Annotated in this window: 15 protein-coding genes and 1 pseudogene; 7 read left to right on the top strand and 9 right to left on the bottom strand. The window is 62.7% G+C overall.

Going from position 1 to position 18,905, the window contains the following annotated elements:
• The first annotated feature begins 209 nt into the window (after positions 1 to 209).
• From AC06G6_RS18120 to AC06G6_RS18105, 4 genes are all read left to right on the top strand, one after another.
• Entirely contained in the window at positions 210 to 743 is a 534-nt protein-coding gene (locus AC06G6_RS18120; RefSeq protein WP_479824439.1) for a GNAT family N-acetyltransferase, read from the top strand.
• Between the two features lie 67 nt (positions 744 to 810).
• Positions 811 to 1,191, top strand: coding sequence for a DUF7793 family protein (locus AC06G6_RS18115; RefSeq protein WP_479824437.1), 381 nt, complete (start codon positions 811 to 813; stop codon positions 1,189 to 1,191).
• Between the two features lie 75 nt (positions 1,192 to 1,266).
• Positions 1,267 to 2,805 (top strand): putative bifunctional diguanylate cyclase/phosphodiesterase, encoded by a 1,539-nt coding sequence (locus tag AC06G6_RS18110; protein ID WP_479824435.1) that lies wholly within the window; start codon positions 1,267 to 1,269, stop codon positions 2,803 to 2,805.
• A 9-nt stretch (positions 2,806 to 2,814) separates the two neighbouring features.
• Complete coding sequence (locus AC06G6_RS18105; protein ID WP_479824433.1) at positions 2,815 to 3,639, top strand: class I SAM-dependent methyltransferase; 825 nt, start codon at positions 2,815 to 2,817, stop codon at positions 3,637 to 3,639.
• Here the strand turns inward: AC06G6_RS18105 and AC06G6_RS18100 are convergent.
• A complete protein-coding gene (locus tag AC06G6_RS18100; RefSeq protein ID WP_479824431.1) occupies positions 3,618 to 4,178 on the bottom strand; it encodes a dihydrofolate reductase family protein in 561 nt (186 codons plus the stop codon). The genes AC06G6_RS18105 and AC06G6_RS18100 overlap by 22 nt on opposite strands.
• Positions 4,175 to 4,723 (bottom strand): TetR/AcrR family transcriptional regulator, encoded by a 549-nt coding sequence (locus tag AC06G6_RS18095; RefSeq protein WP_479824429.1) that lies wholly within the window; start codon positions 4,721 to 4,723, stop codon positions 4,175 to 4,177. The genes AC06G6_RS18100 and AC06G6_RS18095 overlap by 4 nt, the downstream gene beginning before the upstream one ends.
• Positions 4,724 to 4,783: 60 nt before the next feature.
• Between AC06G6_RS18095 and AC06G6_RS18090 the strand changes: the two genes are divergently transcribed.
• The 3 genes from AC06G6_RS18090 to AC06G6_RS18080 all read left to right on the top strand — a co-directional run bounded on the left by AC06G6_RS18090 (position 4,784) and on the right by AC06G6_RS18080 (position 9,289).
• Positions 4,784 to 5,065 (top strand): DM13 domain-containing protein, encoded by a 282-nt coding sequence (locus AC06G6_RS18090; RefSeq protein WP_479824427.1) that lies wholly within the window; start codon positions 4,784 to 4,786, stop codon positions 5,063 to 5,065.
• A gap of 448 nt (positions 5,066 to 5,513) precedes the next feature.
• Positions 5,514 to 7,253, top strand: coding sequence for an ABC transporter ATP-binding protein (locus AC06G6_RS18085; protein ID WP_479824425.1), 1,740 nt, complete (start codon positions 5,514 to 5,516; stop codon positions 7,251 to 7,253).
• The gene (locus AC06G6_RS18080) at positions 7,250 to 9,289 is read left to right on the top strand and encodes an ABC transporter ATP-binding protein (protein ID WP_479824423.1); all 2,040 of its coding nucleotides are present in this window, start codon (positions 7,250 to 7,252) and stop codon (positions 9,287 to 9,289) included. Before AC06G6_RS18085 ends, AC06G6_RS18080 begins: the two co-directional genes overlap by 4 nt.
• A 709-nt stretch (positions 9,290 to 9,998) precedes the next feature.
• Here the strand turns inward: AC06G6_RS18080 and AC06G6_RS18075 are convergent.
• The 7 genes and pseudogenes from AC06G6_RS18075 to AC06G6_RS18045 form a co-directional block, all read right to left on the bottom strand.
• A complete protein-coding gene (locus tag AC06G6_RS18075; protein WP_479824421.1) occupies positions 9,999 to 10,304 on the bottom strand; it encodes a hypothetical protein in 306 nt (101 codons plus the stop codon).
• Between the two features lie 69 nt (positions 10,305 to 10,373).
• Complete coding sequence (locus AC06G6_RS18070; RefSeq protein WP_479824419.1) at positions 10,374 to 11,138, bottom strand: hypothetical protein; 765 nt, start codon at positions 11,136 to 11,138, stop codon at positions 10,374 to 10,376.
• A gap of 60 nt (positions 11,139 to 11,198) precedes the next feature.
• On the bottom strand, positions 11,199 to 11,954 hold the full coding sequence (locus tag AC06G6_RS18065) for a hypothetical protein (RefSeq protein WP_479824417.1): 756 nt from the start codon (positions 11,952 to 11,954) through the stop codon (positions 11,199 to 11,201).
• A 168-nt stretch (positions 11,955 to 12,122) separates the two neighbouring features.
• A pseudogene (locus tag AC06G6_RS18060) lies at positions 12,123 to 13,171 on the bottom strand (IS3 family transposase); the annotation flags it as partial.
• Positions 13,171 to 15,126: a hypothetical protein gene (locus AC06G6_RS18055; RefSeq protein WP_479824415.1), complete on the bottom strand. Its 1,956-nt coding sequence runs from the start codon at positions 15,124 to 15,126 to the stop codon at positions 13,171 to 13,173. The gene AC06G6_RS18055 and the pseudogene AC06G6_RS18060, both read right to left, overlap by 1 nt.
• Complete coding sequence (locus tag AC06G6_RS18050) at positions 15,123 to 16,478, bottom strand: esterase/lipase family protein (RefSeq protein WP_479824413.1); 1,356 nt, start codon at positions 16,476 to 16,478, stop codon at positions 15,123 to 15,125. Before AC06G6_RS18050 ends, AC06G6_RS18055 begins: the two co-directional genes overlap by 4 nt.
• Positions 16,471 to 18,492 carry a WD40 repeat domain-containing protein gene (locus AC06G6_RS18045; protein ID WP_479828751.1) on the bottom strand — a complete coding sequence of 674 codons (2,022 nt, stop codon included), beginning with the start codon at positions 18,490 to 18,492 and terminating at the stop codon, positions 16,471 to 16,473. Before AC06G6_RS18045 ends, AC06G6_RS18050 begins: the two co-directional genes overlap by 8 nt.
• Positions 18,493 to 18,905: the final 413 nt, after the last annotated feature.

The following is an 18,905-nucleotide window of genomic DNA, read 5'->3' as shown; positions in this document are numbered from 1 at the left end:
AACTGACCTTCGGATCACTCGGCGGGGGAACTGGCCCTCATGCGGCCAGGGTCAATCCTGGTCCCTGCCAGAGGTGCACCGAGGCTCATCTGAGAATCAGGGCAGCTGACAACCGCAGGTTGTACGAACGCCACCGCGACAACTGGTCAGTCGCGGGGACGCCTTTCAGATGGAGAGGAAACGGCGAGCGTCAGCGCTACGATCGTGGAATGGCTCGCCTTATCGCTCCGGACGCAAGTTACCACTCATCCTGGCTGGAGGGATCTGAAGAGTTCGACGGCGCCCACAGGGGCGGCGGGGGCGGCGAAGGCTGGCCCCTGGAAGAACTCAGGAACCTCGAATCATTCCGCCGCTTCGTCGCTTTCCTTCTCGACGATGCGTTGCCTGAGACCCCCCGGAAACCGGGGCACGTTCCTTGCACGTACCTGTGGATCGTGGACGGCGGCACGTTCCTGGGCTCGCTGGCCATCAGACACCAGTTGAACGACTTCCTCCTCAACGAGGGTGGGCACATCGGCTACAGCGTGAGGCCGGCGGACCGGCGCCGCGGACACGCGTCAACGGCGCTGGCTGATGCCCTGCCGCTGGCCAAGGAACTCGGTATTTCCCGGGTTCTGATCACCTGCGATGAGGACAACCTCGGCTCCCGGGCGACTATCGAAAAGAATGGCGGCGTCTATGAGGACTCCCGCAACGGCAAGCGGCGATACTGGGCCAACACCGAACACTCGGGCGCACCCTAACCCCACCCGCAGGAGGGGTACCGTTGAGACGTTGCCGAATAGGTCGGCAGCCCATTCAGGAGGCGACATGGCCGCAGCAGCGCAGACCGTGGACGGCGGAAAAGGCAGCGTCGAGCTGCGCGACGACGGCGTCGTCCACTTGCAGTGGTTGTCCGGGATCAGCATTGAGGTCGAGGACGCCAAGGCCGCAATGGCGAAAGTCAATGAGGTCTGCCAAGGCGTGCCACGCCCGATGCTGGTCGACATGGCAGCTGTTGCTTCCGTCAGCCGGGAAGCCAGGGGCATCTGGTCCATTCCCTGCGATGCCTCCCGCATCGCCCTGCTGGGCCGATCCCCCGTAGACCGGGTATTGGCGAACTTCTTTCTCGGTGTCCACATACCTCCCTGCCCCACCCGGTTCTTCAACTCCCGCAGCGAGGCAACGGACTGGCTCAATGCCGTCCGGTAGACGCGAGAATCAGTCCGGGGGGCCGCAGGCTGCGATACGCCGGACCCTTCCGCGCCAGCCCGCGTTGCGGGACGCATGAAACCAGTAGAAGGCTCTGAAGACCCCCGCCTGGAGCACCTGGTTGACGGCATTGTCCGGCTTGCCGCCGGAGAGCTGGACGCGCGCATCGAGCCCTCGGAACGGGGAGACGCCATTGACGCGGTCATTACCGGAGTCAACCTCCTGGCAGAGGAACTCGGGCATATCTATACAGAGCTGGAAGAACGCGTGGCCGCCCGGACGGCCATGCTGCGCCGGACGCAGGTGGAGCTGGAGCACATGGCGAAGACCGACGCTCTCACCGGCCTGGCCAACAGGACCCTGCTCAATGAGCGCATTCAGGAGGCCATCCTGACCGGCGCTGGCAGCGGTGGCGCACCGGCTGTTCTTGTCCTGGACCTTGATTCCTTCAAAGCCATCAACGACACTCTGGGCCACAGTGCCGGCGATGCAGTTCTGATCGAGATTTCCCGCCGCCTTCGCTCAGTCGTCCGGGCCTCGGACACGGTAGCCCGGCTTGGAGGCGATGAATTCGCAGCGCTTATCACCGGAGCGAGCGCGGACGACGTCATGCTCATCGCCCACCGGGCGTGGGAAGCCATGCAGGAGAGCATCGATATCGGAACGGAAACAGTATGGCCCACCGCCAGCATCGGAATATGCCTCCGCGACGGTGAATACTCGGCAGAGGAACTCATGCGGGATGCCGACATTGCCATGTACCAGGCCAAAGCCCAGGGCCGGAACAAGGTCCAGCTTTTCCACCCGGACATGCTCAACGCCGTTCAGGAAAGATCCCGGATCACCGCTGAACTGCGGACGGCAGCCGACGGGGGCCAACTGGCGCTGCTCTACCAGCCCGTGATTGAACTGGCCTCGGGAAAGGTCACCGGCGTCGAAGCCCTCATCCGGTGGCACCACCCCGTCCACGGAACCATCATGCCGGACAACTTCATCAGCATCGCGGAAGAGACCGGCTTGATCCTGGAACTGGGGCGCTGGGTCCTGCATGAGGGGATAGCCCAGCTGGGCCGGTGGAAACAGCAGGCCCCCCAGTTGACGGACTTCCGCCTGCACATCAACCTGTCTGCTGCCGAGCTTCTTCGCAGCGACCTGGTCGCAGACGTCACCGAGACCCTGGCCAACAACGAGATTGAGCCCTCCCGCCTGGTCCTGGAGATCACCGAGAGCGTCCTGATGTCCCGGCGGACGGTGGAACAACAGGTACTGGAGAAGCTCCGCGCCGTCGGCGTCGGACTGCAGATCGACGACTTCGGCACCGGCTACTCATCCATCAGCTATCTTCGGGACCTCCCCGCTGACACCGTCAAAGTCGACCGTTCCCTGATCAACAACCTCGAAACCGACCACCGCCAGCAGAAGTTCGTCGCTGCCATCCTGCAGCTCATATCAGCAGCAGAACTCGAAGCGATCGTCGAAGGCATCGAAACCCCCGGACAGGCCGCCTCGCTACAAGCTATGGGCTGCCTGTACGGGCAGGGCTACTACTTCGGACGCCCCGTTCCCGCCGCGGAGATCCTTCCTCGAATCAGCCATTCGGAGCCCCAAATGTAAGGTGGTTTCATGTCGAAACTCTGGGACCGGATGCTGCTCGTCCCCACGGTGGTGCGCTTGGCCTCCCGCGCCCCCCGAAACCCGCATACGGCCTGGGAACAATACTGGACCGGCATACAAACCACCGGTCACGACGGTGACGTCCTCTGGGACTCAGACTCCCCGGCCGAGCGCCAGCAGTACACAGACCTGGTCCTTGCGCACTTTGATCCGGCCCTTCCCGTCATCGACATCGGCTGCGGCAACGGCACCTACACCCGGTGGCTTGCCACGCTGTTTCCAAAGGTTATCGGCGTCGACGTCTCCGCTGGCGCCGTTGCGAGGGCCACACGGGAAGCCCGCGATACCGCCAATTGCTCCTTCTCGGTACTGGACGCCACGCAGGAGGGCGCCGGGGACCTCCTCCTGGAAAGGTGCGGACCCGCGAACGTCTTCGTCCGAGGGGTGTTTCACGTCCTGAAGCCAAACAAACAGGCAGCGCTGGCGGAAAACCTCAAGACAGTAGCCGGAAAGACGGGGCGTGTGTTTCTGGCAGAAACAAACTTCCCCGGAAACAGCCTGGAGTACCTGGCGGAACTTGGTGCGACCGGTGACCACGTGCCCGGCCAGCTGCAGCGGGCGCTGGAAAACCTGCCCCGCCCAGGACGCTTCGGCGCCCGGGAACGGCAGGGGGTCTTCCCCGAAACGGACTGGCGCGTCGTCGCCGACGGGCCGGTCAACATCGAGGTTGTCCCCATGAACCCCGCCGGGCACCCCCAACGGGTGCCGGGCTACTTCGCCCTCATGGCAGCCGCCGACCCGACAACAGTGCGTTATCTGGGCTCCACGGCATAGGTCGCTCGCACGAGTCCGTCGTCCGGAGTTGAGTGGTGGCCTCGCAGGGTCAGCAAGACGTCACGGTCCAGGTCACCGAAGAGCCGGCTTCCTCGGCCGAGAAGAACCGGCGCGATTGAAACGGTGATTTCGTCGACGAGGCCCGCGGTGAGGAACGCCTGGATTGTCCTGCCCCCGTCAATATAGGCGCGGCCGGCGCCTCCCTCGCCGAGGAGCGCAGTCGCCTGCTCCACTGAGCGGGCGACTTCCACTCGCTCGTGGCCGCCCAGCGTCGTGCTGAGCACGATAACGCGCTTGCCGTCGAAAGGCCAAGCGTCGAAGCCCAAGACGGTTTCGTAGGTGGAACGCCCCATGACGAGCGTATCGATGCCGGGAAAGAACGTCTCCCAGACCAGTGCGGGGTGCGGCGTCGAACCGGTCACATGCGGCCTCGGGATGGGATCGGTGAGCCAGGCGAGGTCGCCGTCAGGTTTGGCAATGTAACCGTCCAAGCTTGCGCCGATGAAGACGCACCCCTGCCAGTTGCGCTCGTCAGTCATGTCCAGCCTTTCAGGAAGTTGTCGAGTGTGTCTGCTGGTGCCGTGGGGTCCAAACCCACGGCTCGCCGGAAGAGGCTCCCGTGAAGTGCATCGAGGAGCGTCAGGGACGCCGTATCAAGGTCAATGTCGGCTCGCAGCGGTAAGCGCGCAAGGAGTGCGGCGAAGTAGTTTGCCTGCTTGCCCCACCCGCCGCGAAGCATTGTGGCAGCGGTCGGCGACGAAAGGTCGCGCATGAGCTCGCCGAGACCAAAAATGGCGGCCGACGACGAGGTCGCGTTGAAGTTATCTTCGATGTACCCACGCAGCTCGACGACCGGCTCGACGGCGCCAAGCGGCCGGGTAGGCACTTGGTCGACCCACCGCTGTGTGAGGGCAAGGAGCAGGCCCTCTTTGGAACCAAAGCGCTTGACCAGACCCGCCGGACTCATCCCTGCCGCCGGCGCGACATCCTTGAGACTCCACGGTGCTGACGAGCTTCGCTCGGTGACCGCCGCGTCGATGAGGTCCAGCAATTTGGCGTTGGATGATCGCAAGGGTCTACTCACGTAATTAGTAAATCACCATTCACTAATTGGGCAACGGTTGCTGGAACGACCACGCTACGTGTGACGGATTCCGGAGCAGTTCTGGAACTGAAGGACTTTGCCACTGAAAACAGCGAAGATCTTCGGGTGTACCTCAGTCCCGGAACTCTGAGTCCCGGCGAGAACGGCGAACTCGGGCTGACTTCGACGGTGATGCATGAGCTGGGCGAGCTGAAGAGCTTCCAGGGAAACCAGCAGTATGAAAGCAGCAGCAAGCAGTGGGCCGACACGCCGGCCATCGGCAGCGTTATTGTCTACGACTACCTGGCCCGGGCTGCCTACGGAACGGCCAACCTCAAGTGAGGTGCCGCTGGTTCCCTGCGTGGCGCGTTTGCCGGGATCCGTCTACAGACGTAGCCTCGGCAGCATGAGTGCTGCAGGCAAATCCGGGACAGAGCCAGGCAGCCGGTCGAAGGGAAGCGGGGCCGGGGCTTTCGTGCCCATCGGGATCGTCTTCCTCGCCGTTGCGGTCGCCATGATTTTCTGGGCACCAGCGCGTGGATCGCCTTCTTCTCCATGGGCATCACGTTTCTCATCCTGGGGCTGCAGAAGCCTGCGTCCCGGAAGGCGGGCGGCAGTAACTAGCCCGGGACGGCAATAACCTGCGGCGCCGCTGGCGCCCGCTCCCAGCACCCGTAGCCCCGACGGCAAACGCGCCCGCTCCGCCCTCAGAGGAACCCGTTCCGCTTCCGGCCTCCGGACGTAAACTGACCTTCGGATCACTCGGCGGAACGCACGGCTGGGAGTACGGATGCTCTGGAAACTGCTCGTTGAATACCTGGCACCGCAACGCAGGCTGCTGCTCGCCGTCGTCGTCTTCCAGCTTGCGCAGTCCATCGCCTCGCTGTACCTGCCCACCCTGAACGCCGACATCATCGACCAGGGCGTGGCGAAGGGCGATACCGACTACATCCTGCGCGTCGGCGGCGTGATGCTGCTGGTGACCCTGCTGCAGATCGCCTGCGCCATCGCGGCTGTGTACTTCGGGGCGAAGGCGGCGATGGCGATGGGCCGGGACGTGCGCGGGGCGATCTTCGGCCGGGTGGCGGCCTTCTCCGAACAGGAGGTCACCCGCTTCGGCGCGCCGAGCCTGATCACCCGCTCCACCAACGACGTCCAGCAGGTCCAGCAGCTGGTGCTGGTCTCCGCCACCCTGATGGTGGCCGCGCCCATGCTCAGCATCGGCGGGGTGATCATGGCGATCCGGCAGGACGTGCAGCTGTCCTGGCTGATCGCGGTGAGCGTGCCGGTGCTGCTGGGTGCGGTGGGGCTGATCATCACCCGGATGGTGCCGCTGTTCCGTCTCATGCAAACCCGGATCGACACCGTGAACCGGGTGCTGCGCGAACAGCTCACCGGCATCCGCGTGGTCCGCGCCTTCGTCCGCGAGGACGTGGAGACCGCCCGCTTCGCCCGGGCCAACGAGGACGTCACGGACACCGCCCTCCGCGCCGGCCGGCTGATGGCGCTCGCATTCCCCACCGTGATGCTGGTGCTGAACGTCTCGAGTGTGGCCGTGATCTGGTTCGGCGCGTTCCGGATCCAGGACGGCTCCATGCAGGTGGGCACCATGATCGCGTTCCTGAGCTACCTCATGCAGATCCTGATGTCCGTCATGATGGCCACGTTCATGGCGATCATGATCCCGCGCGCGGCGGTGTCCGCGGACCGGATCGGCCAGGTGCTGGGCACCGAGTCCAGCGTCCGGCCGCCGGAACACCCGCTGGACTTCTCCGGCCGCATCGGCCGCGGCGAGCTGGAGATGCGCGACGTCGGGTTCGCCTACCCGGGTGCCGAGCAGCCGGTCCTGTCCGGGATCAGCTTCACCGCCAAAGCGGGGCAGACGACGGCGATCATCGGCGCCACCGGCTCCGGCAAGACCACCCTGGTGAACCTGATGCCGCGGCTCTTCGACGCCACGGCCGGCTCGGTCCGGATCGACGGCGTGGACGTCCGCGAGCTGCACCCGGACCTGCTCTGGGGGCACATCGGCCTGGTCCCGCAGAAGCCGTACCTGTTCTCCGGCACCGTGCGCAGCAACCTGCTCTACGGCAAACCCGACGCCACCGAGGACGAACTCTGGCAGGCGCTGTCCATCGCGCAGGCGGAGGACTTCGTCCGGGAGATGGAGGGCGGGCTGGACGCGCCGATCTCGCAGGGCGGCACCAACGTCTCCGGCGGGCAGCGGCAGCGGATCGCGATCGCCCGGGCGCTGGTGAAACGGCCCGAACTCTATATTTTTGACGACTCGTTCTCCTCGCTGGACACCGCCACCGACGCCCGGCTGCGGCAGGCGCTGCGGCAGCACACCGCCGGCGCCACCCTGGTGATCATCGCCCAGCGGGTCTCCAGCATCATGGACGCGGACCAGATCCTGGTGCTCGACGACGGCAGGCTTGTCGCGCACGGCACGCACGAGGAGCTGCTGGAGACTTCGGACACCTATCAGGAGATCGTGAACTCCCAGCTCGCGGCGGAGGAGGCGGCATGAGCGCCACGGACCGCACCGGGCCGGCGACGTCCACCGGCGGGCCGGGGCACGGCGGGGGAGCCGGGGCACCCGGCGCCGCTCCCGCCGTCGAACGCATCCCCCGTCCGCGCGGCGGCCCCGGCCACGGCGGGCCGTTCGCCGGGATGAACGTGCCAGCGGAGAAGGCGATGAACTTCGGCCCCTCCGCCAAACGGCTGCTCGGCCAGCTAAGGCCCGAGCGGCTCTGGCTGGTGCTGGTGCTGATGCTCGCGGTGGTGAGTGTGGCGTTCTCGGTGATCGGGCCCCGGCTGCTGGGGGAGGGCACCAACCTGATCTTCGCCGGCGTCGTGTCCAAACAGCTGCCGGCCGGGGTGAGCCAGGAGCAGCTGATCGCCCAGCTGCGCGCCGCGGGCGAAACCCAGCAGGCGGACATGCTCAGCGCCATGACCCTGACGCCCGGTGAGGGGATCGACTTCGCCGCGCTGGCCACCGTGCTGCTCTGGGCGCTGGTGCTGTACGTGCTGGCCTCGGGGTTCATGTGGATGCAGGCCTATATCCTCAACGGCGTGGTGCAGCGGACCATGTTCCGGCTGCGCGAGCGGATCGAGGCCAAGATCAACCGGCTGCCGCTGCGCTACTTCGACACGGTCCAGCGCGGGGAGCTGCTCAGCCGGGTCACCAACGACGTGGACAACATTTCGCAGAGCCTGCAGCAGTCCATCAGCCAGGCGGTCACCTCGCTGCTGACCGTGCTCGGTGTGCTGGTCATGATGTTCATTCTCTCGCCCACCCTCGCCCTGATTGCGCTGGTCACCGTGCCGCTGACGCTGGTGACGACGGCGATGATCGCCAAGAGATCGCAGAAGCTGTTCGTGGCGCAGTGGAAGCACACCGGGGAGCTGAACGGGCAGATCGAGGAGACCTACACCGGGCACGCCCTGGTGAAGGTCTTCGGCCGGCAGCGGGAGGTGGAGGAGCGGTTCCGGCAGAAGAACGCGGAGCTGTATGAGGCCAGCTTCGGCGCGCAGTTCGTCTCCGGGCTGATCATGCCCGCCATGACGTTCATCGGGAACCTGGTCTATGTGGGGATCGCGGTGGTGGGCGGGCTGCAGGTGGCGGCCGGGGCGATGCAGCTGGGCGACGTGCAGGCGTTCATCCAGTACTCGCGGCAGTTCACCCAGCCGCTGGCCCAGCTGGGGTCGATGGCGAACCTGCTGCAGTCCGGGGTGGCCTCGGCCGAGCGGGTGTTCGAGCTGCTGGACACCGAGGAGCAGTCCCCGGATCCCTCGCCCGGGGTGGCGCCCGCGGCGACGCGGGGGCGGCTGGTGTTCGAGAACGTGTCCTTTGCCTACTCCCCGGACAAGCCGCTGATCTCGGACCTGAGCCTGGTGGCCGAGCCGGGGCAGACCGTGGCCATTGTGGGCCCCACCGGGGCCGGCAAGACCACGCTGGTGAACCTGATGATGCGCTTCTACGAGCTCGACGCCGGCCGGATCACGCTCGACGGCGTGGACGTCACCGCGATGACCCGGCACGAGCTGCGCTCGCGGATGGGCATGGTGCTGCAGGACACCTGGCTGTTCGGCGGGACCATCCGGGACAACATCGCGTACGGCCGGCCCGGTGCCACCGAGGCGGAGATCCTGGAGGCGGCGAAGGCGACGTATGTGGACCGGTTTGTCCGCTCGCTGCCGGAGGGCTACGACACCGTGCTCGACGACGAGGGCTCCAACGTCTCCGCTGGCGAGAAGCAGCTGCTCACGATCGCCCGGGCGTTCCTGGCCCGCCCGTCCGTGCTGATCCTGGACGAGGCGACTTCTTCCGTGGATACCCGGACCGAGGTGCTGGTGCAGAAGGCGATGAGCGCGCTGCGATCGGACCGGACGAGCTTTGTGATCGCGCACCGGCTCTCCACCATCCGCGACGCCGACCTCATCCTGGTGATGGAGGCCGGGCAGATCGTGGAGCAGGGGACGCATGCCTCGCTGCTGGAGGCCGGAGCGGTGTACGCCGCGCTGTATGAGGCCCAGTTCGCGGCCCCGGTGGCGGAGGTTTAATCTCACATGCTGTGCTGGGCGGCTAACGGTGATCGACAAGTCGACAATCCGACGGGGAGCGACTGCACTGGGTAACCCCACTCATCCAGCGGGTTGCGCTGGTGTCGGCGATGGGAGCTGATCTGGCGGCTCAGACACTAACGGCGCGGCGCCCGACCCAGCGGGTGAGGCAATGGACTCGGATAAGAACTTCCAGCGGAGGAGTACCTGATGCAGACTGCTTCACGCCTTGGGTCTCTTACTTGGACAGCTCAGAGTATCGGTTGATGCTATACCGCGTGAGATCCATTGCAGCCGTCATTGCCCAAACTGTGAGTCTCATAGTGGGATGGTTCTCAATCACAGTCGCCCCACCCGGGAGCGACAGCTTCTGGACAGGCTTCAGAACTGCGTCGGACGCCCAACGCCGGCCATGTGCGAAACCTGAGCACAGCTGCCATATTGATAGCACCGAAGTGGTGGGGACCAGTTCACGAACGTCTTTGACGATTTCTGTACTGGTCGGAAGTGCCAATTTAGAAGCGCTACTGCACCTGTCTAATATCTCCTGAAATTCGACCTTATCTTCCTCAAAATTAGGAAGGGTGGCATTGGGTTGAGGATGCTGTCTGTTCAATTCTCTGTATGCCGAATCGCGGTCTTTCGCCACTTTCAGTGAGAGCGCGATCGAACGGGCGATTCTTTCTCTCCGATCGTCCGGCGCGGCTATTCAAGCTGCTTGCGCTGCTGATTCCACGGCCCCTCGGATCAGTGAAAATGGCGCGAGAGCGTGGGAGGCGCCAGCTCCGATCATGACGCTGTCGAGGGTGTGCAAATGGTCGACGGCACTGACAACGGCGTTCGCGATGTTGTGGGACACGTTGTGCGGGCTGGATTGCTCGTCATCGGTGGCCATCCTGCTCCCCGCTGAGGCAACCCAAGGGCCGTGAGAATCGCGAAATATCAGCCAAGAACGGATTTCCGCAAAGTATTTCTCTGGTATTTCGAATTCCGCTGGTTCATCTTCTCGCTTCATGTATCCCGCATCTTCATTCAGGCAAGTCGTGACAGATCATATTTTCGGGCAGCGTCGGCAGCAATGAATCTACGTCGCAGTGAGATGGAAGAAATTCTGCAATTCATTGGCGGCTTGGTCATCATCAACATCAATCGGGTGGGCGCCAGCCTCCAGCGGCATCAGAAGCTCATCCATCTTGTCTTCGCTATGGCCGGAAAATGAGGTGAAAGCGACGAACTGAGCGCGCGGCGTCACGCGATGAACTGCATCAACGCGCCCCTTGAACGCGTGGACAGACGATGATTGAAACGAAACTCGCGCCATCACCTGAGGATCAGGGCTATTAGGGATGGCGAAGTCGAAGAGAATCTCTTGTTCGGCTCCTTTTGCATCCCATTTGCCCCTCAAGGGAATCCGCTCAACGGGAACCACTCCTGCACGTTTTAGCAAGCGACGAATCTTGGCGTCCATGTCGTTAGGCTCGCGGTGTCGCTCATCGACCAGCTCAGCAAATAGCTGCTGAGTAAAACCATCCCAGTCGTGTTCGTCTTTGAGGTGGACACCGGCACTCCGCACGGTGAGATTCGTCGGTTTCTCAGCCTGAAAAGCCAGAACTTCGTCCCATTCGTCGCCTGCAGCCTTCCGGCGGTAGAAGTCTATCCAAGATTCGAATAGCCCCTTGTTCAGTTTCAGTGAGCGGAGCTTGTTTCCGTCTACGCCTTGACCGGCAGTTTCGCCCAAAAAGCGCAGGTGCCATTGCCCGGTTGGATCTTGGAGGGCAACGCCAACATTTCTGGGCTCATGACGCCGGATCTCATGGGTGTACTGAACTAGAAACCAAGGGGCAGCCACGGTGCACTCCTCTTGTGTGTGTCGATGCGCCGGAAGTGAGGTACTCGAACGTTCATTCGATTATGTCAGGAAGGGCTGGGTAGTTGTGCGAAGATCGGGGTCGATCCCTGGGGCTTCTTTGAAGTTCAATGAGTCAAACACAAGTTCCTGAATCGTTGTGGCCCGCCGACGGAGGAATCGCTGGTATCGGGCTGCTTCTTCAACTGTAAGTAGGCCGCGTCGTTGCGCCGAGTCCACCGCCGCTCGGCTCATACGAGGCCCGTGGCTTTTTATCAGGTCTGTCCACGGCTTTGTGTCAGATGGGACTAAGCCCAGTTTGGCCAGCTTGCCCGGGTTGAAAGACAAGGATGGGTTCGCGTCCATCCACCCGGTACCGTCGTCGTTGTTGCCACAGAATGCCATTTCATGGTCGATTGCCCACACCCCTATGTCTTCAGACCAAACGAGGTTCTGTTCCGCCCTGTCGGGGTTGAAAATCCACGCATCGAACACGGCGATGCCAGCCAAGATGTGGCGTTCATTCGCTAGTACGTCCTCTAGCTTGGGCGGAGGATACAACTTGCCGTCCCGGCCGGCGATGGCACTCACCCACGCTTCTCGGCTGTCGTGAATGCCGGCAACTTCACCAAAGGGGACTGGGATGCCCACCGAATTAGCCAGTCGGGCGGCAAGGTACTCGTGGACTACGAGCCGCAACCCGGTCGTTCGTTCCGCCTTAACGAACACTTGAGCTCGTCCCGACCAGAAGTGATTCGAAGACGCTACCTCTGTATCAGCTAAATCAATAACACTTAGGCCTGGCTTCACGCGAGCCATGGTTATCCCCTCTGGTCGGGACCGCTAGCGTTTCTTGACTTAGGGTCGTAGGTGGAGTTGTCTGACTGATTGTTGCACATCCGATCCACGTGAATTTGGGTCTAACCCTTGACTTGCGTCTATTTCTAAGGGACGGCGAGCCTTGCCGGTACGAAGTCGGGACGGCCCAAAACCGACCGGGGTGAGCCGACCAAGGAGCGGCTGACGGCATTTTCGGTGGTACGTCTCCTCGATCCAGGTCACGACGACCAGGCGAAGATCCGCCTTGGTGGACCATCGCTGGCGATCCAGAACGTTCTTCTGCAGGAGTGAGAAGAACGGCTCCATGGCGTCATTATCGGCACACGCGTCGACCCGTCGCGATCGACACTTTTCGCCCTTAAGCGCCTTGACGAAGGCGTCTGAGCGGACTTGGGATTCGCGGTCGCTGTGAATCACGGGTGCTGCGGGATCCCTGAGTGCTTTCGTAATGTGGAGTGCCGAGACGGTCAGAGATGCTTTCATCCCGGAATCGATGGAGTAGCCCACGATCCGGTTGGAGTAGAAATCGTTGATTGCGCACAGGTAGAGCTTGCCCTCGTCGGTCCGGTGTTCGGTGATGTCTGCGGGCCACTGCTGGTCAGGTGCCGTTGCGGTGAAGTCCCCCTGACGTGGTCATCTTGTCCTTGCGGGCCCGCCTTGCGAGTCAGACCGCGCTTCTTGGCGAACACGGACCATATCCGTTGGCTGCTGCACAGCCGGGCCCCCGGTTCTTTCCGGCACTGAAGCCCTGATCTTCGAGCTCGTCGGCTATGAAACGGTACCCGAACGCCGGAGCACGGTGGACGTCGATGGGGGCGTTGATCAGGTGCGCATCGGACCAGTCGCGCTCTGTGACCGGCGCAGCCTTCCAGGCGTAAAAGGCCTGCTTGGAGACCCAGCACCCGGCTGGCCACCGCGACTGGGATACCGTCCGCGCCGAGGTCAAGGACCAGCGGGAACTTCATTCTTTTGAGGGCAGTTCCGGGCGATGAATGCCATTGCCGGGACGGGCGCCGTTCTCGATGTCGGATTTCTTGAGCCAGTCGTGCAGGTTTTGCTTCGGAGATCAGGAGGTCCTTGGCGATCTGCGAGATCAGGGCTTAAGGCTTCCGTGCAACCGCGACAAAATCGCGGCGGAACTCAGCGCGGAACGGCTTCGGCCTTTGAACTTCCTTGCTACGGGGAAGTTCACAAATCAGAAGTCACGCAAATCCCCGGGCAGTCCCGTTCCTTCTTGGTCAAGTTGGATATAGCGCTCGGTATATGTGCGGTGTGCAAGGCGGTAGGTGCTGAGGCCGAATTCGGAGTCGAGCATGATGTATGGGGCGGCCATTAGAAGGGCCTGGTCGATGTCGTCGTCCCTTATCGTGTCATCCAAGAGCGCATTGGCAGCGATGGCCCAGATTCCGCCTGTACGGGGGTATCCGTTGCCCTGTGCGTAAGCGAGGGAGTGCAAAAGGGCCTCGACGCGGGGGTTAGCGGTGCGGATTCGGGCGACGGCGCGGTCAAAGATGCCGGTGTGGCCGTGGGACAGAAGCACGTCAAGGTTTGCGGCGGGGTTCTGCCATGTGGAGTCGGCGATTACCTCGTAGGCGGCGAGGCGGGCGAAGAGAAAGGGCTGGTCTCGGTCGGTAATGGCTTTCGTCAGTCGGCTTATGGTGGCGTTCCTGTTGGGCAGTGCGGATGGGAGGTGCTGCGTCAGTCGCCTATGGACGTAGAGATTGATGGCCTCGGAATCTCTATCGAGTTGGAGGATTGCGGCTCCCGGGTTGCCATGGGCACCGAGGGCGTCAAGCAGAGCCCCACCCGGGGGTGTGTGGTGGTCCGGGGCCTCATTCAGGGACTGGCGGGTGCCGACGATAATTTTTACGTTCTGCAATAGCGCGAGGCGTCGCAGCAGGTTTGCGATGGGGTAGGGATCGCGGGCTTCGTCGAGGGCGTCAGCGAGTATGGCGATTGGCGTGGTGGCGCTGAGGCTCTCCAGGAGGTCTTCCGGATTCGTGGTCGGGATCTGACCGAGCTGGACGGCGAGGTTCGTGACGGTCTCGTCGATGGTTCGCCCGCTCAAGTGCGTGACGGCCGTAAAAGTTCGGGGCTTGGGGCAGAGTGCATCTAGGATGGGCGGATTCCCGAGGTGTTCCAGGGCTTGGAGGAGAGCCGGATCGGATGCGGCGAGCACCATGCCCAAGACGGCTGACTTCCCTGATCCTGGGGACCCAGTAAGGATAAACATTCCAGAGCTGACGTCTCTGAGCCACGCGACGATTTGTTTGCGTTCCAGCGATCGGCCACTGAAATGCCAATCGAACTGGCCAACTTCAGTGCCTTGGGCTTTGGCATAGAAATGGTTGCGGAAGGTTTCCGGTGCGTCGCCTAGAACACGTTCAAGTTCCGCGTAGTCAGCTTGCGGCGCGTGGATGCCGGTGCCTCCCTTTGGATGAGGTATCCGGGCGTCCGTGGTGAAGTCGAAATGGATCCGATTTTTTTCATCGACGTTAACGTCGTAAGCGTCCTGAAGGCGTCGCATGAGCTCGCGGACGCTGATGTGGGCGTCACTGGGGGTGAACCCCTCGATCTTCTTCCGGAAGAGATCAGCGAAGTGGCCGGCCCTGACCGGAGCAGCACCATTGGATGTGCCGACGATACCGACGTTCTTAGGAGGCGTGTCGAGGTTTCCGATCATCCTGTAGATTTCCCAGGCACCCATCCCTGAGACACAAGTGTCAAGTATGAGAAGCACCCAGTCATCTGGGTGGGCGTAGTTGCTGGCCATCCGGAGCTTCAGATAACTGGCGAAGTCGGAGTGGCTTAGGTAGTGGCTGGGCAGGACCATCCCCGTGGCATTTCCGAGCAGGGCGTGATAAGCGTTCCCGTCCTGCTCGCCGTGCCCCACCCAGTAGATGATGCTCCCTACGCCGCGCTTTTGGGCCCATTGCCCGAGCTTGGTTTCGATAGCACTTTTGGCTTCTTGCACTGTGGCTTCGGTGGACCAGTCCTCCGTTTTAACGCCGTGGGCCGTGAGCGCCTCTCTGACTAAGGTGCAGCATTGAGTTGCGTCAGGGACATCTAAATCGTGATGATTGGGGTAGTCGGCGATGCCTACGATGACCAGCTCCACACCAAGAACTCCGGGGTACGGATCGGCGTTCACCCGGGGCCCCTGACTAGGACGATCTCAGTGACTGGTTCAAAGCCTCCGGCCTTGACGGAGACTTGATGCAGGCCCGGGGGAAGGCCAGGATGGGTGAGGACAACAGTTCCGTCCCGGCCTCGGCCGGGCCCCCAGTGACTTACCTTTCCGTACGTAAGTTCCTTGCTTGTTGCCGTTATTCCAATAGGGTTACCTGGCTGTGAACCAGTGTTGCCGGGTTGCTCTATGACCGTTAGGGAGATCTCATGACCGGCGGTCGCGATGTCGGGCAGTTGGACACCCACCGGGCGAGTGCCCAGCGGCGGCCCGGAGTCTCTATTCAAGACCTTGTCCTCGATGAGGTCAAGGGCTTGAGCGGTGACTGCCAAAGCCATGTGCTTCTGCGTGATCAAATGGGCGTTCGACCCCAAAGGTGCTGCTGCCTTACGCCAAACAGTCGAGTCCCCGTAGTCAACCGAGCCGTTAAGGCTGGGGCTGGTATCCACAACACCGCCGTTTAGGCTGATGGATGCAGCCGTAGGCTGGTTTGCTCCGGCTACCGGTACGTGCAGGAAAGGAGTCGGCGAGAAGTCCTTGGTGAGGAGTTCGAGGCTCTCCCAACGCTGTTGGGCGGCGCGGGCGAGGTCGACGTCGCCGATCTCCGAGATGTCGCTAGTGGTCAACTTCCGGTACTCCAGAGGCGCAGTTTCCACGCACTTGTAGCGGGGGAGCAGGTCGTAGACGCCGGGGCAGGATCGGGCCAACCTTTGGGCCGCTTTTTCAGGTACAGGGAGGTCGCCGTTGCCGGTCGCGAGCATCTCGAGGGCGTTGATGGAGCCGAAGTAGGGCGTGCCTAGGGTGATCAATAAGCGTACTTCAGCAGCAAGGGAGGAATCTGCCAAGGCGAGGCGGGCGAGGAGGCCTCCCATGGAATGGGCCACGATGACCAAGCGGACCTCGTCGGGGTCCCCGAGTCCATCCTTGCGAACCACATTTCTCCATGCTTTGAGATGCTGGTGGCAGGCGTCTAGCAGGGCGGCAGTATGTGTATCAATGGCCATGCGCCAGTCGTACGGAAACGAGCGAACCGCGCGGACGTCATTGCCACACAGGCCTCTTAGCTTATTCACAAGTCTCGCGTACGGCAGGAATCCATGCAGAAACGGCGCCCACGCGGGCGCCTGGAGGAGTCGCCTGGCAGTGAGGCGAGACCCTTGCTCAAGTTCGTCCGGGGTGACCTGTAGCCCCGACATGGTTCCCTTCATCCACGCGTTGCTCAGCACGGAGGGATTCACGCCCCACACCAAACGTCCTTCGGAGTCCTCCAATTCAGAGCCCATGATTCCTGGCACCACGATGATCGCATCAAGCATGGAACGTTGCCTCCGCGGGTGAAGCGGCAGGTGCCATCGTCGATATGCGCAGCCAAAGGAAGCCGCGGTCACAGCCGATGACAAGCACGTCACCGAGTGCGGTCACTGATGTTGGCGTCAGCGGCGACAGATCCCGGACGGCCAGGCACTTCGAGGTAGCGGGGTCCCAGATCCTGACAGTCCCGTCTCGTCCGGTGGTGGAGAGTAGCATGCTTCCGTTGGCGCTTTGAATTGCGCACAGACCTGTGACATCACCTTGATGGCCCGTGGCGGGGTCCTGCGAACGGGTGCCGGCGATCGGGTCCCAGATCCGTATGGTGCGGTTGCCTCCAGTCGTGGCAAGCAAAGTGGTTCCGTCGGGGCCGGATAAGGCGCATATTAATATCGTTTGGCTCGTGTGGCCGGTGAGGGGTGCGCGAGCTTGGGCGCCCGTGGTGGGGTCCCAAATTCGTAGGGTGCCGTCCCGTCCGGTGGTCGCGAGGAGAGTGGTCCCGTCGGGGTCGGCGAATGTGCATATTCCACTTACACGGCCGTTATGGCCGGTGAGGGGTTTCTGGGTTTGGGTGCCAGTAGTGGGGTCCCAAATTCGGACGGTGCCATCCGATCCGGAGGTGGCAAGGAGGGTGGTCCCGTCGGGATCAGTGAATGTGCATATTCCATTTATCCGACCGTCGTGGCCGGTGAAGGGCTCCCGCGTTTGCATGCCGGTGTTGGGGTCCCATATCCGAACCGTACCCTCACCCCCAGTGCCGTCGCCCCCGGCAATGGCGAGCAGGGTCGTTCCCGAAGTGCTTGGGAAAGCGCACAGGCTTGTTACCCTGCCTGTGTGGCCGGAGAAGGGTTCCCGAGTTTGGGTACCGGTGTTGGCATCCCAGATCAACACGGACCCATCGATTCCCACGGTGGCAAGCAGAGAGGCCCCCTCGAGGCCGTTAAAGGCGCACGCCGCGTTCACCGGACCGTTGTGGCCCGTGTGAGATTCCCGGGTTGGGGTACCGGTGGCGGGTCCCCAGATCCGCAAAGTCCCGTCCCTGCCTGTGGTGGCGAGCAGACCGGTCCCTTCCGGTCCGGTGAAGGGGCACACCCCGGTTACAACTTCGTTATGGCCGGTGAGCGCGTCCCTGGTTTCGGTACCCTTGGTGGGATCCCAGATCCGTACGGTCCCTTCCACTCCGGCGCTGGCGAGGAGGGTGGCCCCTTCTGGCCCGATGAAGGCGCATATGTCGTTTACACGACCCACGTGACCCTTGAGCGGTTCTCTGGCTTGAAGGCCGGTGAGCGGGTCCCAAATCCGGATAGTGCCGTCCTGGCCGGTGCTGGCGAGCAGGGCTGTCCCCGTAGCGGTAGTGAAAGCACACAGGCTTGTCACCCTGCCAGTGTGGCCGGCTAGTGGGTCTCTGGTTTGGAGGCCGGTTATCGGGTCCCAGATTCGGATGGTGCCGTCTTGGCCGGTGCTGGCTAGCAGTGATGTCCCTTCTGGCCCGGTGAAGGCGCATACATCGGTTACCCGCCCAATATGGCCGGTAAGTGGGCTTATGGTTTGGAGGCCGGTTACCGGGTCCCAGATTCGGATGGTGCCGTCACGTCCGGATGCGGCGATCAGGGTGGTTGCGTCGGAGCCAGGGACGGCACAGACGCCGTTCACTCGACTCGTGTGGCCCATGAGTGGGTCCCGGCTCTGCATGCCGGTGAGTGGATCCCAGATCCGCACGGTGCCGTCCTCACCGGAGGTGGCAATTAGGACGGTTCCTTCGCGAGTAGTGAAGGAACACAGCCCGTTTACCCAACCTCGGTGGCCAATGAGTGGTTCACGGGTTTGGGTGCCTGTGGCCGGGTCCCAGATCCGCAAAGTGCTGTCCCGCCCGGTGGTGGCGATCAGGCTAGTGCCGTCTGGGCCAGGAAAGGCGCACACCCCTGTAACTTGGCCGCCGTGTCCTGTGAGGGTTCTGGATAGCACCCTTCGCTGAAGGCGGGCCGTAACGAGCTCGCCGTGGCCCAGTTCTGGCGGAACCATTCCTAGGAGGTGAGCGGCGATCGCTCGGGAGAGTCGACGCTGGATAACGTCACTGTGTTTCGGATATGGGTGCGCGAGCGTCGTTGCCAAGGCGATAGGGGGCTGCATAGCTCCCGGTAGCCAAGCCCGGAAGGATTCCGAGACGAAGGCGTCAAGGTCTAAGGCGTCTATTAGTTCGTCGTCGCTGTCCTGTAGCTGTTCCCAGCCTTTAGATTGCGCGAGGTGGGCAGGAAGGTATGCCTTTAAGTAATTGTCAGGAACGGAGACCGCATGTCTGGCGTGATGCAATAAGGCTGAACAGATCAATGATGAGGCTTCTTGTGATCCGGCTCCCACGCATGCACACTCCATTTTCGTCTTTTTCATAGATGAGACCGCAACGTCAGTAGGGGGAGACAGCCCGCGTTGCGCCC

It is taken from the genome of Arthrobacter sp. CJL-S3 (genome assembly GCF_056711635.1).
Note: the sequence above shows the minus strand (reverse complement) of the source record. Positions and strands in the feature narration are given on the sequence as shown.

Coding starts and splice junctions, on each gene's coding strand:
- AC06G6_RS18100 (WP_479824431.1), bottom strand. CDS start 4,178: ATGACTGACGAGCGCAACTGGCAGGGGTGCGTCTTCATCGGCGCAAGC.
- AC06G6_RS18080 (WP_479824423.1), top strand. CDS start 7,250: ATGAGCGCCACGGACCGCACCGGGCCGGCGACGTCCACCGGCGGGCCG.
- AC06G6_RS18050 (WP_479824413.1), bottom strand. CDS start 16,478: ATGCTTGATGCGATCATCGTGGTGCCAGGAATCATGGGCTCTGAATTG.
- AC06G6_RS18045 (WP_479828751.1), bottom strand. CDS start 18,492: ATGGTTCCGCCAGAACTGGGCCACGGCGAGCTCGTTACGGCCCGCCTT.
- AC06G6_RS18115 (WP_479824437.1), top strand. CDS start 811: ATGGCCGCAGCAGCGCAGACCGTGGACGGCGGAAAAGGCAGCGTCGAG.
- AC06G6_RS18085 (WP_479824425.1), top strand. CDS start 5,514: ATGCTCTGGAAACTGCTCGTTGAATACCTGGCACCGCAACGCAGGCTG.
- AC06G6_RS18105 (WP_479824433.1), top strand. CDS start 2,815: ATGTCGAAACTCTGGGACCGGATGCTGCTCGTCCCCACGGTGGTGCGC.
- AC06G6_RS18065 (WP_479824417.1), bottom strand. CDS start 11,954: ATGGCTCGCGTGAAGCCAGGCCTAAGTGTTATTGATTTAGCTGATACA.
- AC06G6_RS18120 (WP_479824439.1), top strand. CDS start 210: ATGGCTCGCCTTATCGCTCCGGACGCAAGTTACCACTCATCCTGGCTG.
- AC06G6_RS18075 (WP_479824421.1), bottom strand. CDS start 10,304: ATGAAGCGAGAAGATGAACCAGCGGAATTCGAAATACCAGAGAAATAC.
- AC06G6_RS18110 (WP_479824435.1), top strand. CDS start 1,267: ATGAAACCAGTAGAAGGCTCTGAAGACCCCCGCCTGGAGCACCTGGTT.